Source organism: Chitinibacter sp. SCUT-21 (assembly GCA_041874755.1).
Lineage (GTDB): Bacteria > Pseudomonadota > Gammaproteobacteria > Burkholderiales > Chitinibacteraceae > Chitinibacter.
This window is the reverse complement of record CP102611.1, coordinates 990,751-1,005,397: the sequence shown is the minus strand read 5'-3', so window position 1 is coordinate 1,005,397 and position 14,647 is coordinate 990,751. Positions and strand designations below refer to the sequence as shown.

At 52.1% G+C, this 14,647-nt stretch carries 15 protein-coding genes; 10 read left to right on the top strand and 5 right to left on the bottom strand.

Features of this window, described 5'->3' with window-relative positions; all coding sequences use genetic code 11:
* Positions 1-182 precede the first annotated feature (182 nt).
* The 3 genes from NT239_04690 (at position 183) to NT239_04680 (ending at position 2,920) form a co-directional block, all read left to right on the top strand.
* Entirely contained in the window at positions 183-1,547 is a 1,365-nt protein-coding gene (locus tag NT239_04690) for an MFS transporter (protein ID XGA72773.1), read from the top strand.
* Positions 1,548-2,060 carry a single-stranded DNA-binding protein gene (gene ssb / locus NT239_04685; protein XGA72145.1) on the top strand — a complete coding sequence of 171 codons (513 nt, stop codon included), beginning with the start codon at positions 1,548-1,550 and terminating at the stop codon, positions 2,058-2,060.
* Positions 2,061-2,296: 236 nt separating this feature from the next.
* The gene (locus tag NT239_04680) at positions 2,297-2,920 is read left to right on the top strand and encodes a class I SAM-dependent methyltransferase (protein ID XGA72144.1); all 624 of its coding nucleotides are present in this window, start codon (positions 2,297-2,299) and stop codon (positions 2,918-2,920) included.
* Positions 2,921-3,060: 140 nt separating this feature from the next.
* On the opposite strand, the gene NT239_04675 is transcribed toward NT239_04680, so the two are convergent.
* From NT239_04675 to NT239_04665, 3 genes are read right to left on the bottom strand one after another with little or no spacing between them, the layout of a single operon-like run.
* Positions 3,061-4,428 carry an NAD(P)(+) transhydrogenase (Re/Si-specific) subunit beta gene (locus tag NT239_04675; protein XGA72143.1) on the bottom strand — a complete coding sequence of 456 codons (1,368 nt, stop codon included), beginning with the start codon at positions 4,426-4,428 and terminating at the stop codon, positions 3,061-3,063.
* Entirely contained in the window at positions 4,429-4,800 is a 372-nt protein-coding gene (locus NT239_04670) for a proton-translocating transhydrogenase family protein (GenBank protein XGA72142.1), read from the bottom strand.
* Positions 4,788-5,981: a Re/Si-specific NAD(P)(+) transhydrogenase subunit alpha gene (locus NT239_04665; GenBank protein ID XGA72141.1), complete on the bottom strand. Its 1,194-nt coding sequence runs from the start codon at positions 5,979-5,981 to the stop codon at positions 4,788-4,790. Before NT239_04665 ends, NT239_04670 begins: the two co-directional genes overlap by 13 nt.
* Before the next feature lie 247 nt (positions 5,982-6,228).
* Between NT239_04665 and NT239_04660 the strand changes: the two genes are divergently transcribed.
* Together NT239_04660 and NT239_04655 are read left to right on the top strand one after the other, a co-directional pair.
* Positions 6,229-6,555: a DUF2325 domain-containing protein gene (locus tag NT239_04660; protein ID XGA72140.1), complete on the top strand. Its 327-nt coding sequence runs from the start codon at positions 6,229-6,231 to the stop codon at positions 6,553-6,555.
* A gap of 125 nt (positions 6,556-6,680) precedes the next feature.
* Positions 6,681-8,453, top strand: coding sequence for a glycoside hydrolase family 18 protein (locus tag NT239_04655; GenBank protein ID XGA72139.1), 1,773 nt, complete (start codon positions 6,681-6,683; stop codon positions 8,451-8,453).
* A gap of 44 nt (positions 8,454-8,497) precedes the next feature.
* On the opposite strand, the gene NT239_04650 is transcribed toward NT239_04655, so the two are convergent.
* Both NT239_04650 and NT239_04645 read right to left on the bottom strand, forming a co-directional pair.
* Positions 8,498-10,168: a twin-arginine translocation signal domain-containing protein gene (locus tag NT239_04650; protein ID XGA72138.1), complete on the bottom strand. Its 1,671-nt coding sequence runs from the start codon at positions 10,166-10,168 to the stop codon at positions 8,498-8,500.
* Entirely contained in the window at positions 10,168-11,679 is a 1,512-nt protein-coding gene (locus NT239_04645; GenBank protein XGA72137.1) for a polyamine aminopropyltransferase, read from the bottom strand. Before NT239_04645 ends, NT239_04650 begins: the two co-directional genes overlap by 1 nt.
* A gap of 63 nt (positions 11,680-11,742) precedes the next feature.
* On the opposite strand from NT239_04645, the gene NT239_04640 reads away from it, so the two are divergent.
* From NT239_04640 to NT239_04620, 5 genes are all read left to right on the top strand, one after another.
* Positions 11,743-12,144 (top strand): DUF350 domain-containing protein, encoded by a 402-nt coding sequence (locus NT239_04640; protein XGA72136.1) that lies wholly within the window; start codon positions 11,743-11,745, stop codon positions 12,142-12,144.
* Positions 12,144-12,464 carry a hypothetical protein gene (locus tag NT239_04635; GenBank protein ID XGA72135.1) on the top strand — a complete coding sequence of 107 codons (321 nt, stop codon included), beginning with the start codon at positions 12,144-12,146 and terminating at the stop codon, positions 12,462-12,464. Before NT239_04640 ends, NT239_04635 begins: the two co-directional genes overlap by 1 nt.
* A gap of 233 nt (positions 12,465-12,697) precedes the next feature.
* On the top strand, positions 12,698-13,804 hold the full coding sequence (locus tag NT239_04630; protein ID XGA72134.1) for an SPFH domain-containing protein: 1,107 nt from the start codon (positions 12,698-12,700) through the stop codon (positions 13,802-13,804).
* Positions 13,805-13,821: 17 nt separating this feature from the next.
* The gene (locus NT239_04625; GenBank protein XGA72133.1) at positions 13,822-14,109 is read left to right on the top strand and encodes an antibiotic biosynthesis monooxygenase; all 288 of its coding nucleotides are present in this window, start codon (positions 13,822-13,824) and stop codon (positions 14,107-14,109) included.
* A gap of 133 nt (positions 14,110-14,242) precedes the next feature.
* Positions 14,243-14,647, top strand: coding sequence for a GFA family protein (locus tag NT239_04620; protein XGA72132.1), 405 nt, complete (start codon positions 14,243-14,245; stop codon positions 14,645-14,647).

Below are 14,647 nucleotides of genomic sequence, written 5' to 3'. Positions count from 1 at the left end.
AAGATTGTAGCGCTTTATGCCGCCGCTTGATAGTACATAGTACGATTGTTCTGTATGCGCTAATTCAGTGGCAAATTGATCGAATTGGCGCTGCTGCAATCAGGTAGAATACGCGCCGCTGCCACAGCTAGGCAGCGCGGCTAGGGCTATGCCCTCCGGCTCAGGAGATAGAAAAAAATATGATGAGTCGCTTAGAAATGCGCGCCGCCAGTGGTTTGGCGGGTTTGTACGCCCTGCGTATGCTGGGTATGTTTTTGATTTTACCGGTCTTTGCGGTGTATGCCGGCCATTTGCCGGGCGGTGATAATCACGCCATGGTGGGTTTGGCTTTTGGCGCGTATGGCCTCACGCAAGCCTTGCTGCAATTGCCGTTTGGCATGTGGTCTGACCATGTGGGCCGCAAAAAGGTGATCTATATCGGCTTGGCGCTGTTTGCGCTGGGCTCGATTATGTGTGCGTTGGCCGATCATATTGTCTGGCTGATTATTGGCCGCGCGGTGCAGGGCGCGGGCGCGATTTCGGCGGCGGTAACGGCACTACTGGCCGATTTAACACGCGAAGAAAATCGCACCAAAGCGATGGCGATGATCGGCGCCAGTATTGCCACGACGTTTGCCGTGTCGCTAGTCGCCGCCCCAACGCTAGCGCAGCTGATTGGCCTGCCCGGTATCTTTTTATTAACGGCGTTCTTGACCGTCTCGGCGATGATTGGCGTGTGGAAAATTATTCCAAACCCGACCATTAGCCGCTTTCACTCCGACGCTGAAGCCAATACCTCACGGCTACCGCAAGTATTAAAAGACCCGCAGCTATTGCGCCTGAACTACGGCGTATTTGCGCTGCACGCGGCGCAAATGGCGATGTTTACCGTAATGCCATTGATGCTGAAAAATATCGGTGGCATTGATGTGGCGCATCACTGGTGGGTGTATTTGCCGGTGGTGCTGGTGGGCTTTGTGCTGATGGTGCCGGCGATTATTTATGGCGAGAAAAAACGCCATTTAAAAGAAGTGTTTGTGTTTGCCATCGCGCTAATGCTGATCGCGCAATTGGGTATGACGCTGTGGCTGCCAAGCTTGACCGCGATTGTGATCTGGCTGGGTATTTATTTTATTGCGTTCAATATTTTGGAAGCAACGCAGCCGAGCCTGATTTCCAAAATCGCCCCGACCGCAGCAAAAGGCACGGCGATGGGGGTGTACAACACTTGTCAGTCCGCCAGTATGTTTATGGGCTCGGCTTTGGCTGGCTGGTTGTACCAACACTACAATAGCGCGACGCCGGTTTTTGCGCTGTGCGCGGGGCTGATGGCGGTTTGGTTGGTGGTATCGTGGGGCATGCAGCCGCCGCTGCCAGTAAAAACACAAATGTTTCACATCGGCGAAGATTGGTCGGGCAATGCGGCCGAACTGTCTGCTAAACTAGGCGCCATTGACGGCGTGAAAGAAGCCGTTGTACTGATTGAAGAACGTGTTGCTTTGCTGAAAGTCCTGCAAGATGGCTGGGATGAAGCGGCAGCACAACAACTGATTGCGGAGACCAACTAAATGGCATCGTTAAACAAAGTGCTGCTGATCGGCAATCTGGGTAAAGACCCAGAATCACGTTTCTTGCCAAGTGGTGGCGCGGTGTGCAATTTCTCTATTGCTACCACCGAGAGCTGGAAAGACAAAAACACCGGTTCAAAGCAAGAAAAAACCGAATGGCACAACATCACGATGTACGGCCGCTTGGCTGAAATCGCTGGCGAATACCTGAAAAAAGGCAGCCAAGTGTATATCGAAGGCCGTCTGCAAACGCGTAAATGGCAAGACAAACAAACTGGCGCCGATCGCTACACCACTGAAATTATCGCTGATGAGATGAAAATGCTCGGCGGCCGTGGTGGTATGGGCGGTGGCATGGGTGGTTCGCAAGGTGGCCAAGGTGGCTACGGTGGTGACGACTTCAACCAAGAATACAGCGCCCCACAACAATCAGCCCCACGCCAAGCAGCGCCACAGCCAGCCGCGCGCCCAGCGAAAAGCTTTGATGATTTTGAAGACGATATTCCGTTTTAATGCGCAGGGTTATTGCAATTTAAATCCCTCCATGTGAGTAATGCCGTTCACTTAAGCCGTTCGTGGTGAGCTTGTCGAACCATAACTGGCGAGCAAAACAGACAAAATGGCCGTTTACCCTTAGCCAAGCTCAGGGCGAACGGCCATTTTTTTGCTTACGTGAACGGCGTTCGCGCCATGGGGCTTTGTTTTATGATCTAAAGTTCGCAGAGCAATTTAATCAACAAGGAATCACGATGAACAGCACGACGCATTTTGATCAAGCCGCCGCAACGTGGGATGCCGACCCCGCCAAAGTCGCGCGCGCACAGCAAGTGGCGGCGGCGATTCGGCGTGGCGTGGCGATTGGGGCTCATTGCCGCGCGCTGGAATACGGCTGTGGCACCGGTTTGCTTAGCTTTGAATTGCGCGCCGATTTGGCGCACATCACCTTGGCCGATACCTCGGAAGGGATGCTTGCCGTGCTGCGCGATAAAATCGCAGCGCAAGGCATCAGCCATATGCAGCCGCTGGCCTTGGATTTGACGGACACCAGCGCCGCAGCGACTGAGACGTTCGATTTGATCTATTCGCTGATGACGTTTCACCACATACCCGACACGCAGCAAATGTTGCACGCATTCGCCGCCAATCTCAATGCCGGTGGCGCAATTGCCATTTGCGATTTGGACACTGAAGATGGCTCGTTTCACGGCCCAGACTTTGACGGGCACAAAGGCTTTGACCGCGCCGCTTTGCAAGCGTTGGCTGAACAAGCTGGGTTTAAGCAGGTTAGGTTTGAAACGGTATTTACGATTGCCAAACCGCAATCGGCTGGGCAAAAAAGCTTTCCGCTGTTTTTGATGCTGGCAAATAAATAATCCCCCGCATTAAACGGCCTTGCTTGGCTGAAATTTGGATGCTTAAGCAAATTAAAAACACATACCCCAAGCTTGATACTTGGGGTATGGTTTTGTAACTATTTTGCAGATTGGATTTTAGCTTAATACTGCGCTAGGTATTAATGTACCGCTTGCAACATTTCTTCGACGACTTTTTTTGCGTCGCCAAAAACCATCATCGTTTTGTCCATATAAAACAGATCATTGTCCAAGCCGGCGTAGCCCGCGCTCATCGAGCGTTTAACAACCATCACGGTGCGTGCTTTGTACGCGTCCAGAATCGGCATGCCGTAGATTGAGCTATTTGGATCATTTTTGGCCGCCGGGTTGACGACGTCGTTCGCGCCGATCACCAGCACCACGTCCGCGCTGGAAAACTCGCTATTGATTTCTTCCATCTCAACGACGCGTTCATACGGCACTTCGGCTTCGGCCAGTAGCACATTCATATGGCCCGGCATGCGACCGGCAACGGGGTGAATCGCATAACGTACATCCACGCCGCGCTCGGTTAGCAAATCGGTCAGCTCTTGCAGCGCGTGCTGCGCACGCGATACCGCCAAGCCGTAGCCGGGAATGATGATGACTTTTTCGGCATTTTCCATCAGGAAGGCCGCGTCGTCGGCCGAGCCAGAACGGTAGTTTTTCTGACCGCTACCTGCCGCTCCACCCGCTGCGACTTCAGCACCAAAGCCGCCGAGCAGTACCGAAACGATCGAGCGATTCATCGCTTTGCACATGATGTAGGACAAAATCGCGCCCGACGCGCCAACGCAAGCGCCGGCAATAATCAGTACCGGGTTATTCAGCGTAAAGCCAATGCCTGCGGCCGCCCAACCCGAATACGAGTTCAGCATCGACACCACCACCGGCATATCTGCACCACCAATTGGAATAATCAGCAGCACGCCGAGCGCCAAGGCAATCGCCAGCATCATTAAAAACGCTGCTTCGCTGCCGGTGGCGTAATAGGCAAAGCCCAAGCCAACCATCGCAATGGCTAAAAATAAATTAAGCAAATGCTGGCCGTTAAAATTAATCGCGCGTGCGCCAAACTTGCCTGATAGCTTGCCGTAGGCAACGACCGATGCGGTAAAGGTAATCGCGCCGATAAACGCGCCGATAAACAGCTCGATTTGTTGCGCGCCGGTGTGAGTAACGCCAGTATGGAACACTGCCGCGACGGCAATCAACACCGCCGACAAACCAACCAGCGAGTGCATTGCGGCAACCAATTCCGGCATCGCCGTCATCGCCACCGTGCGCGCTTTGTACGCACCAACCACCGCACCCGCCGCCATCGATGCAACGATCAGCCAGACGACGGGTTGATTGGCGACAAAAAACGTCGTCAACACCGCAATCGCCATCCCGACCATGCCGTACAGATTGCCGCGCAGGGCGGTTTTGGGCGACGACAGGCCGCGCAGCGATAGGATAAACAGCACCGCAGCGACTAAATAGAGTAGGGCAGTGAGATTAGCCATTTACTTCGCCCCTTTTTTAGCTTTAAACATATCGAGCATGCGCTGCGTGACCAAAAAGCCACCAAAAATATTGATGCTGGCAAGGAAAATCGCGATTGCGCCGAGCACACTGGTCAGCGTAATTTGCTGCGCGTTGATATCGACCACTTGCAACATCGCGCCGACGACGATAATGCCGGAAATCGCATTCGTCACCGCCATTAACGGCGTGTGCAGCGCGGGCGTGACGTTCCACACGACGTGGTAGCCGACAAAAATCGCCAACACGAAAATCGTAAGGCTGGCGATAAATGGATCGCTAGTCACGACATCGTGCGCGTTCACGGGCGCACTGGCGACACTGGAAGCTAGGCTGGAGGCTAGGCTAGACATGGGGTTTCCTCTTCGGTAGCTACTGGGGTATTGGCTGCAATGCTTTTTACTACTTGGTCTGTACCGAAATACACACTACCGGCATGCGTAACAAGCGTGGCTTTGATGATTTCATCATCGAGCTGCGGCGCGTATTGGCCTTCTTTATTGAGCAGCAAGCCCAAGAACGTCAGTACATTGCGCGCGAACATCGCCGAGGCGTCGGTGGCGACCAGCGCGGGTAAATTAGCGTGGCCAACGATGATGATGCCATTGTCGGATTTCACGACTTCGTCGCTGCGCGATAATGGGCAATTGCCGCCTGCGGCCACGGCGAGGTCAATGATCACAGAGCCAGCCTTCATCGCCGCGACGGTTTCAGGCGTGATCAAGACGGGAGCGGGTTTGCCCGGAATCAACGCGGTGGTGATGATGATATCGGCGCTGGCCGCTTGCTGCGCGATCAAGGCGCTTTGCCGCGCTTTATAGTCGTCCGACATTTCTTTGGCGTAGCCGCCGGTGTGTTCAAACGCGGCGCGTTCTTCTTCGTTCAATTCCACTTCGATAAATTTCGCGCCAAGCGATTCCACTTGCTCGCGCGTGGCAGGGCGAACGTCGAATACTTCTACAATCGCGCCCAAGCGTTTCGCTGTTGCAATCGCCTGCAAACCGGCAACACCGGCGCCCAAAATCAGCACGCGCGCTGGTTTTACCGAGCCTGCAGCGGTCATAAACATCGGCATAAAGCGCGGGAAGTAGTGTGTGGCGAGCAGTACGGCGCGGTAGCCGGCGATATTGGCTTGGCTCGATAAAATATCCATGCTCTGGCCACGTGTAATGCGCGGGATGAGTTCGAGCGCGTAGGTATCGATTTGTTTTTGCGCCAAAGACGGGAGCGCTTCAAAGCGATGAATATTCATTTGCGCAATCAGCACCGAGCGTGGTTTGAATTGCACGATTTCAAGGGTATTGGGCTGATTGACTTTTAAAATAAGCGCTACATCACTATACAGCTGGGTAGTATCGGCGGCAATTTGCGCCCCCGCAGCCATATACAGCTCATCAGACCAGCTCGCAGCCAAGCCCGCATTGTGTTCAACGAGAACATCATGGCCTTGTTGCACTAATTTTTTTACCGTATCGGGCGAGGCCGCCACGCGGGTTTCCCCCGGCAGTGTCTCTTTGGGAACCACGATCTGCATCGTTTTTTATCCTTTTTGGGCAAGCGAGAATCATCGGCTTGGTGCTTGCGCACGCTGCGTTTATTTAGCCCGAAGCGAGCTTGATGCTGTTTGATACAACGCAAATCAGGGAAAAACCTTAGCGATCCGCCTTTGCGTTGGCGCAAAGTTTTGTTTGTCATCAAATCTTGATAACAATGCTATTGATAATAATTCGCATTTAGATGATAATCATTCCCATCTTATTTCAAACTTACAGGTAGACAAAATGAACGCGTATCTCGTCGGTGCAGATGTCTTGGGCAATATTCCGCAAGTGTTGGCGCAGCATGGCATTACCGTGCAAAAACATGTGAACGGGCGCAATGTGGCGCATCAGCGCAAACCGCCTAGCCTGAATGGTGCCGACTTGCTGATTTTGTTTACCGATTTTCTGAGCCACAACGTGATGAAGGCGTATCGTGAATTGGCCAATGAAGAGAACGTGCGCTTCGTGGCCTGCCGCCGCTCGGTCTGTGCCCTTAGCCAAAGCTTAGAAAAGCTGAACGAAGTGAAAGATTGCACCCAGTGCCCGAAGCGTAAGAAGTGTAAATAAGCAAATCATGTAGTTCGATTTAAAGGTGCTACAAATCTGACACTGGCTGATAAAAATTCGTCGAAAGTCAGCGCATGATTTACCCTCTGATGCGAAGTGCATATTCACATCGGAGGGGAATCAAAATGAAAAAATTACTATTGCCTATGCTGCTTGCTGCGGCATTTGCTCAGGCTGAAACGGTTGTTTTTGAAGACAACTTTGATAAAGATTTAAGCCAATGGGTTGGCCAAGGTGGCGAGGCTACGTCAAAAATGTACACCTCGATCGAGGTGGACCCACTGAACCCAGATAATAAAGTGGCGCGCTTTAATAAGCCGGTCAATATCGGCGATATTTTCACCAAAACCAAATTCCCCGCTGGTAAATACAAAATTGTGTTTGATTACCTTGGTACCTGCAGCAATAACTGCGGCGGTACTTTGGGCATCGACGAGAGCACGCCGGGTCGTAAGGAATACTGGATTGCCAGTACCGCGCGTGGCTTTCCAAACTCACTGAAAGACAGCAAAAAGTGGGAACACTACGAAATCGAATTTAAAGGCCGTTTTGATTTTCATATCAAATGGGAGCAATGGGATTCGGCCAATGGCTCGGGTAAAGATGCCTACATTGATAATTTGAAATTGATCAGCCTGGAAGCCGCAAAACCAGAAGACGCCAAAGCGGGTGTAGTCGCGCCAGTTCTTACTGGTGTTGCAGGCCCAACTAGCGCCCAATCGGTGATGTACTTCCCCGCTTGGGCCAAACACAATAGCCAGTTCTACGTGAAAAACCTCGATACCAGCGGCGCTGCGGGCAAGATTACGGTGCTCGAATACGCATTTGGTAATGTCAAAGACAACCGCTGCGTGGTTGGCGTTGATAAAGCTGGTGTGGGTGCAGCTGGTGATGATTACTGGAACCCGATCGACGCCGCATACACGCTCGATGGCAAAGAAGACAAGGGCGACAATGGCTTGTATGGGCATTGGAATCAGCTCAAACAGCTGAAGAAAAAATATCCAAATCTGAAAGTCGTGATCAGCTTGGGTGGCTGGACTTGGTCTAAATACTTCTCGGATGCGGCGCTGCCTGCCAATCGCGAAGCGTTTGTCAAATCGTGCGTTGATGCTTATATCAAAGGCAATGTGCCCGATCAAAATGGCAAAGTGGTACCAGGTTTAGCCGCCGGCGTGTTTGATGGCTTTGACATCGATTGGGAATACCCAGCATCTGCAGGCAACGATGGCAATATCGTTCGCCCAGAAGACACGCAAAACTTCACTGCGATGCTGGCCGAGTTCCGCAAGCAAATCGACGCAGTGAAACCTGGTTTGCTATTGACCATCGCCGCACCTGCTGCGGCGAGCAAATCTGAAAAAATTGAGCTCGATAAAATCACGCCATCGCTCAATTGGATCAATTTGATGACCTACGATTTCACTGGCCCATGGTCAGCAACAACGGGTCACCACGCAACCTTGATCGGCGGCGCGAAAGATCGTATTTCGGTGGATAGCACGATTGATGACTACATGGGCCGTGGCGTGCCATCAAATAAAATTGTCTTGGGCGTGCCATTCTATGGTTATGGTTGGACTGTGAATAGCTTGGAAAATAATGGCTTGTACCAGCCTGTTATCGCCAAAGCCAAAGGCCCGATTGAAGCCGGTACTGCGCCGTATTCCTACCTGAAAACTTTGCCGGGCACCGTTCACCGCGATGAAAAAACACGCGCAGTGTGGAAAGTAAATGGCAAAGACGTTTGGGTGTACGACGACGTGCAATTGCTGAAAGAAAAAATCGAATTTGCCAAAAAGAAAAAGCTGGGCGGGATTATGGCTTGGGAGCTATCGCAAGACACGCCTGATGCTGAATTGGTTGATACGATTTATAAAGGCATGATTAAGAAGTAATCCGCCTCTATAAATAAAACCCGCAGCCTATTGCTGCGGGTTTTTTATTTTGCACTTTGCAAAATCTGCTGCGCTGCCACTTCTCCCCACCAGCTTGCTTCTTCAAACACCGAAAGCCCGCTCAGATCGCTGTGCGCAAACAGCACGCGCCCGCTTTGCTGTTGCAGCGCGGTTGTGCCTACATTGCTTAAAAATCCAACGATGGGTGAGGCCATTGCATGGCCGCGTAGCGTGAATTCCACTTGCTCGATGTAGCGCCGGGCGGTGATTGGGTTATCCCAGCCATACACACCACCCAGATCGGCCAGCGCAGTTTGATATAGCTCGGCGGCGCTGGCGTGCTCTAGCCGCGCGCGGATGGCCGCGGGCGCTTCATTGTCGAAGGCATGGTAAGCGGTGAACACGGTGTTGGCAGGTTTGGCGGCGCGGATCAGTTGGTGCGTGCTGTTCACATAGCCCAAGCTTTGGCTACCGTAGACGACGTTATCCCACGCCAGCGGCGTGGCGTAATCGTGCAGTGCTTGAGGGGATGATTGCTTTGGCGCATGTTCAGCTTCATCGGGAAAGCGTTTCAGCAGGAAATTACTCACTTGCCACGCCGCATGCGGGGCAAGGTGTTGCGCGGGATTAAAACCATATTGGCTTAAATCGATGATTTTGCCCGCCACATGCAAGGGCATGGCACAAATCACGTGCTCGGCGATCAAACGCGTCACTTCGCCCTGATGTAGTACGTCAACGTGAACCGTATCGCCTTGTTCGCTGATTTTGACTGCCATGCCATCGAGCAAGTTTTGCCCTTGGTGCATATGTTGCAACAAGGGGTTAAGCCCCGTTGGCCACGTCAACACTGCGCCTTCGGCAGCATTCGCAGCCTGTCCACCACGCGCGGCAAAATAGTGAATTCCGGCCCACGCGGATGTTTGTTTGATGCCAATGCCGTAATCGTCGCGGCAGGCGTAATCCAGATACCACAAGAGGCTAGGCGCGGTGTAGCCATGTTGCGAGAGCCACGCGGCGAAGGTGATTTGATCGAGCGAGCGCCATTGGTTATCTTGGCTGGCTTGCGCAATCGGGATGCAAAATGCTTTGTGGCCGTCAACGCCAACGGCGTGCTGCATGGATTGCATCTGCGCAAAAAAGCGCTGTTGCTGTGCTAGCTCTTCAGCGTTCAAACCCGTATGCGGCACAACGCCTTCTTGCCAGTGGCCGTTGATCAACAGCCGATCTTCAGGCGAATGCACCAAGACGCGCTCGTTGTAGGTCGGTTTTTCGCTATACGGCTCGGCTTCAATGACGCCCATATCAAAGAGCAATTCGCGTACATGGAGTGAGGCCATCGAAGGCAGCGGCAAGTAATGCGCGCCTTGCGGATAGCCTACGCCGTTCATCACACCAGCGGCGGCGTTGCCAAAACGCTCGGGGCCGCTCACGATGACGACTTCATCGGCTGCAAATGCACCGCTCTTTTTTAAGCGCCACGCCGCGAACGATCCGGCCGCGCCCGATCCTAAAATCGCCACTTTAATTTTGCGCGTTGTTTTGGGCTTTGGTATTGAGATATTGCCACGCAAGGCATGCCCAGCCTGCATGCCGGGCAAATACACCTTGATAGGAATGCCGAAGTGACTAATTTCGCGGCAAGCAGGCAACACGCTGGCAAGCCCCAGCGCCGCGCTGCTTTGCAAAAACTGGCGGCGACTTATCCCGCGCATTAACGTATCACCTGCGACCAATCTTGCTCGAAATAATGCACCAGCGATTGGTTGTTTAATCGGTTCGCTTCGACTTTTACCGGCTGCATATCGGGCGGGAAGAAGAACATCTGCCGCGTGGTTTCACCGTCGAGGAACTTGGTTTTGACGCGGTACGACGTCGGTGGCGTATAGCCAGACTGCTTGCCCGCCAAAATAAAACCCCATTCGCCAAATGACGGAACGAAAGCATGGTAAGGGGTGGTATATAGCCCGACGTCTTTCAGTGTTTCGTTGATACACCAATACGAGCGGGGGGCATGTAGTGGCGATGTTGATTGCACCACCATTAGCCCGTTTTCACTCAGGTGTTTTTTAACCAAACGATACATCGGCACTGAATACAATTTACCCAACGCAAAATTACTTGGGTCGGGGAAATCAATAATAATCGCGTCGAAAATCTGCTGGTTTTGCTCAATCCACTGTGCAGCATCGGCGTTGACGACTTTGACTTTTGGATTGGACAGCGCACGCTGATTAAAACCAACCAGCTTTTCGTTATGGGTAAATAAGTCGGTCATCGCCGGGTCAAGATCGACCAGCGTAATGTGCTCGATATGCGGGTATTTCAAAATCTCGCGCACCGCCAGCCCATCGCCACCACCGAGCACCAGCACCGATTTGGCCTGCGGCAGTTTTTCCAGCACCGGATGAACTAGCGCTTCGTGGTAACGGTATTCGTCGCGGCTGGAAAACTGCAAATTGCCGTTGATGTAGAGCCGTGTGTCGTTTTTCCACTGCGTGATCAATAGCCGCTGGTAGGGCGTGGTTTGCGCGTGGATGATTTCGTCGCCGTACAGCGTGTTTTCGCTCCACTTGGTTAGTTTATCCGCGCCAAGCAATGCGCCAAGCAAGACGAAGGCCACGACACCGCCGCGCAATAAATGCAGCTTGGCGTGCGCTAATTCGTTGCGGAAAATTTTGGTTGTGAACAAGGCAATGCCAACGTTGACCAAACCAAACAGCAAGGCCGAACGCGCAAGGCCTAAATGCGGCGCCAGCACCAGCGGAAACAGCAGAGACACCGCCAGCGCGCCCATATAGTCAAACGTTAGCACGCGGCTGACCAGCTCGGCAAAATCGGTTTTGCGCTGATTCAGTACCCGCATCACCAGCGGAATTTCCATCCCGACCAGTGTGCCGGTTAAAAACACCAACACATACAGCACTGAGCGAAACGGCGCGGCCGCCCACGCGAACACGACAAACAGCATCGTCGCCGATAGGCCACCGATCAGGCCGACCAAAAGCTCAATTTCAATAAAGCGATCGAGCGTGCGTGCTTCGGGTACATATTTAGACAGATGCGAGCCGATGCCCATCGCAAATAAATAGCAGCCGATAATCGATGAAAATTGCAGCACCGAATCGCCCATTAAATAGCTGGCGAGCGCCGCGGCAATCAACTCGTAAGCCAAGCCGCAAGAAGCCACAATAAAAACCGAAAGAATCAGCAGTTTTTCTCGCATGGATATTTTTATTTGTTTGGTAGAGAATGACAGCATTATGCCTGAACCTAGTAAGGAATACGCATGCTAGAAAGCTATCTACCGCCATTAATTGGCTATTTCAGCTACCTCGCCAGCGGCGTGGCGATGCTGATTGTGTTTGCGATGCTGTACATCAAAATCACGCCGTACGACGAAATCAAGCTGGTGCGCGAAGGCAATGTAGCCGCCGCCTTATCGTTCGCCGGAGCCCTGATCGGCTTTTCATTCGCACTGGCCTCGAGCGCTTGGCATTTAAATCACTTGGTGTTTTTTGTCATCTGGGGTGCGCTAGCCGGCCTGATGCAAATTTTGGTTTACGCCTTTTTGGTGAAATGTATTAAGGGTATGCCTGAGCAGATTATGAATAATAACGTTGCTGTGGGTGTACTGGCAGGGAGTATTTCGGTCGCGGTCGGTGTGATTAATGCGGGGTGTTTGTCTTAATGAATCAATCGAATTCAAACAATGAACTTGCAATGTCGCGTGGGAATTTGATTTTTGCTTACGTTCTTGGGTTGGCTTTATTGAGTTTTGGCTTAGTTATGACGGGAAAAACCTACGACTTATTCTCGTGGGGAGGTTTGTCATTAGCGATAGGTGCAATTTTGCAAGGCAGCTTATTGCTTATAAAACCTGAATTAACAACCGATCGTAAACATGAGTTAGGTAATGTCATTTTCAGCCTTTCATTTCATGCTTTAAGTCGTTGTGCTGCAAATCTAATTCTCGCAGGCCTCGTGATGAGTATGGTGATTAAAGTGTAATGTTTTCAGGCTTTCGAGCAGCCAGTGTCGTTGCTCACTGTTCATATGAGGTTTGATTGCAAAAAGGGCACGCGATGGAACAGCAAAAGAAAGAGTCTTGGTATTCTGATTTCGTTGAAGAGGCGCTGGATTGGGGTTTGGAATCGGGGCTTGATTGGGTTGTTGAATTACTCGGTGGTCTTTTTTAATTTCACGGTATTTGATTAATTTTTGCCTAGCAGATGGAGCGCATCATGGGTCTCGGTTCATTTATTAAAAAGCAATTTATCGACATTCTGCAGTGGAATGAGGACAGCGATGGCGTGTTGGCGTATCGCTATCCGATGGCCGATTTCGAGATTCAGTATGGCGCCAGCCTGACAGTGCGTGAATCGCAGGCGGCGGTGTTTATTAATGAAGGCCAAGTCGCCGATGTGTTTGGCGCGGGCATGTATAAGCTGACCACGCAAACGCTGCCGGTGCTCACTTACCTGAAAAACTGGGACAAGCTGTTCGAGTCGCCGTTTAAATCGGACGTTTATTTCTTTAGTACCCGCCTGCAGCTTGGCCGTAAATGGGGCACGCCGCAGCCGATCACGATACGCGACGCTGATTTTGGCATGGTACGGATGCGCGCGTTTGGCGTGTATTCGTATAAATTGGTCGATCCGAAACTGTTTTTTAGCGAAATCAGCGGCACGCGTGAGGTATACACGCGTGATGATTTAGAACTGCAATTGCGCAACCTCGTCGTCGCCACGATGACCTCAGCCTTGGGTGGCGCAGGCGTACCATTCCTCGATATGGCCGGCAATCAAGGCCTGATGAGCCAGAAAATCAGCGAAGCGTTAACGCCGGTGTTTGCCAAATACGGCCTTGAGCTCGACAACTTCGCGGTGGAAAACATCAGCTTGCCTGAAGAACTGCAAAAAGCTATCGACACGCGCATCACGATGGGCATGATCGGCAATATGCAAACCTACACGCAATACCAAGCCGCCAACGCCATTCCGCTCGCGGCGCAAAACGAAGGTGGTTTGGCAGGCATTGGCGCGGGTATGGCCGCTGGTGTCGGCGTCGGCCAAGTGATGGCGGGCGCGATGACCAATGCTTTGGGGCTAGGCGGCGTAGCAGCGCCGGCGGGCGCTGGAGTCGTTATTGGTGCCGATGGGGGTATGGGCGTGGGGGTAATGGCAGGAGGAGTGCAACAGCCAGTACCTCAGCAGGGTACTGCGCCAGCCGATCCCAACAGCCCACAAGCCAAGCTAGCCCAGCTCAAAGGCTTGCTCGATCAGGGCTTGATTAGCCAAGCCGATTACGATAGCGCCAAAGCGGAAGTATTGAAAAAATTGATTGGCTAATTGTGAGTGGAATAGACATGAGCGAAATCGTTTGTATTGCCGAATTTATCAGTAAAGAAGGTCAGCAAAATGAATTGCAGGCCCAGTTGCAAAGCCTGATCGCGCCGACCCGCGCTGAGAGTGGCTGCCTGAGCTATGCCTTGCATCGTGCCGTTGATTGCGACAAAACCTACACGATGATTGAACGGTTTAAATCTAAAGCTGATTTTGAATTACATGGCCAGCAGGATTATTTGCAACGCTTTATTCAAATTGCGCCGAGTTTGACTGATTCAATCAAAGTAACGCTAAGCGAAGCGGTTTAAACATTCAACAGTACTTAAAGCGAGATTCAATGAATACCTTGGTGATGATTTTGGGCGTGATCGGCGCGATCTGCATGATGTGGGCATATTGGGCGTTTGATGAATATCACGATAAGCGGGACAAGGATAAAGAATGAGCTTGCAAGGTTCATGCGCCTGCGGTGCGGTTAAATATGAAGTCGCCAAATTAGCGAGCGCAATTGCGCACTGCCATTGCCAAACCTGCCGCAAAACTCACGCTGCTGCTTTTAATTCGGCGGCGGGCGTAGAGCCGAGTGATTTTCGCTGGCTGCAAGGTGAAGACCTGCTCAGTCAATTTGAATCGTCGGCGGGCAAGATTCGGTATTTTTGCTCAGGCTGCGGCAGCCATTTACTAGCGAAAAAAGAAGGGCGCCCGCTTTGGGTATTGCGCGTTGCGACTTTGGATGAAGACCCGCAAGCGCGGCCAGAGCAGCATATTTGGGCGTCGCATCGCAAACCGTGGCTGGCGTATGAGGGTTTAGCCGAGCACGAAGAATGGCAGCCGGGGAGGGGCTAA

What these genes read in the sequence shown, in the direction of transcription:
- NT239_04690 (XGA72773.1), top strand. Translation starts at nt 183, where the DNA reads ATGAGTCGCTTAGAAATGCGCGCCGCCAGTGGTTTGGCGGGTTTGTAC.
- NT239_04645 (XGA72137.1), bottom strand. Translation starts at nt 11,679, where the DNA reads ATGCGAGAAAAACTGCTGATTCTTTCGGTTTTTATTGTGGCTTCTTGC.
- ssb (XGA72145.1), top strand. Translation starts at nt 1,548, where the DNA reads ATGGCATCGTTAAACAAAGTGCTGCTGATCGGCAATCTGGGTAAAGAC.
- NT239_04650 (XGA72138.1), bottom strand. Translation starts at nt 10,168, where the DNA reads ATGCGCGGGATAAGTCGCCGCCAGTTTTTGCAAAGCAGCGCGGCGCTG.
- NT239_04640 (XGA72136.1), top strand. Translation starts at nt 11,743, where the DNA reads ATGCTAGAAAGCTATCTACCGCCATTAATTGGCTATTTCAGCTACCTC.
- NT239_04680 (XGA72144.1), top strand. Translation starts at nt 2,297, where the DNA reads ATGAACAGCACGACGCATTTTGATCAAGCCGCCGCAACGTGGGATGCC.
- NT239_04655 (XGA72139.1), top strand. Translation starts at nt 6,681, where the DNA reads ATGAAAAAATTACTATTGCCTATGCTGCTTGCTGCGGCATTTGCTCAG.
- NT239_04620 (XGA72132.1), top strand. Translation starts at nt 14,243, where the DNA reads ATGAGCTTGCAAGGTTCATGCGCCTGCGGTGCGGTTAAATATGAAGTC.
- NT239_04630 (XGA72134.1), top strand. Translation starts at nt 12,698, where the DNA reads ATGGGTCTCGGTTCATTTATTAAAAAGCAATTTATCGACATTCTGCAG.
- NT239_04675 (XGA72143.1), bottom strand. Translation starts at nt 4,428, where the DNA reads ATGGCTAATCTCACTGCCCTACTCTATTTAGTCGCTGCGGTGCTGTTT.
- NT239_04670 (XGA72142.1), bottom strand. Translation starts at nt 4,800, where the DNA reads ATGTCTAGCCTAGCCTCCAGCCTAGCTTCCAGTGTCGCCAGTGCGCCC.
- NT239_04635 (XGA72135.1), top strand. Translation starts at nt 12,144, where the DNA reads ATGAATCAATCGAATTCAAACAATGAACTTGCAATGTCGCGTGGGAAT.
- NT239_04665 (XGA72141.1), bottom strand. Translation starts at nt 5,981, where the DNA reads ATGCAGATCGTGGTTCCCAAAGAGACACTGCCGGGGGAAACCCGCGTG.
- NT239_04660 (XGA72140.1), top strand. Translation starts at nt 6,229, where the DNA reads ATGAACGCGTATCTCGTCGGTGCAGATGTCTTGGGCAATATTCCGCAA.
- NT239_04625 (XGA72133.1), top strand. Translation starts at nt 13,822, where the DNA reads ATGAGCGAAATCGTTTGTATTGCCGAATTTATCAGTAAAGAAGGTCAG.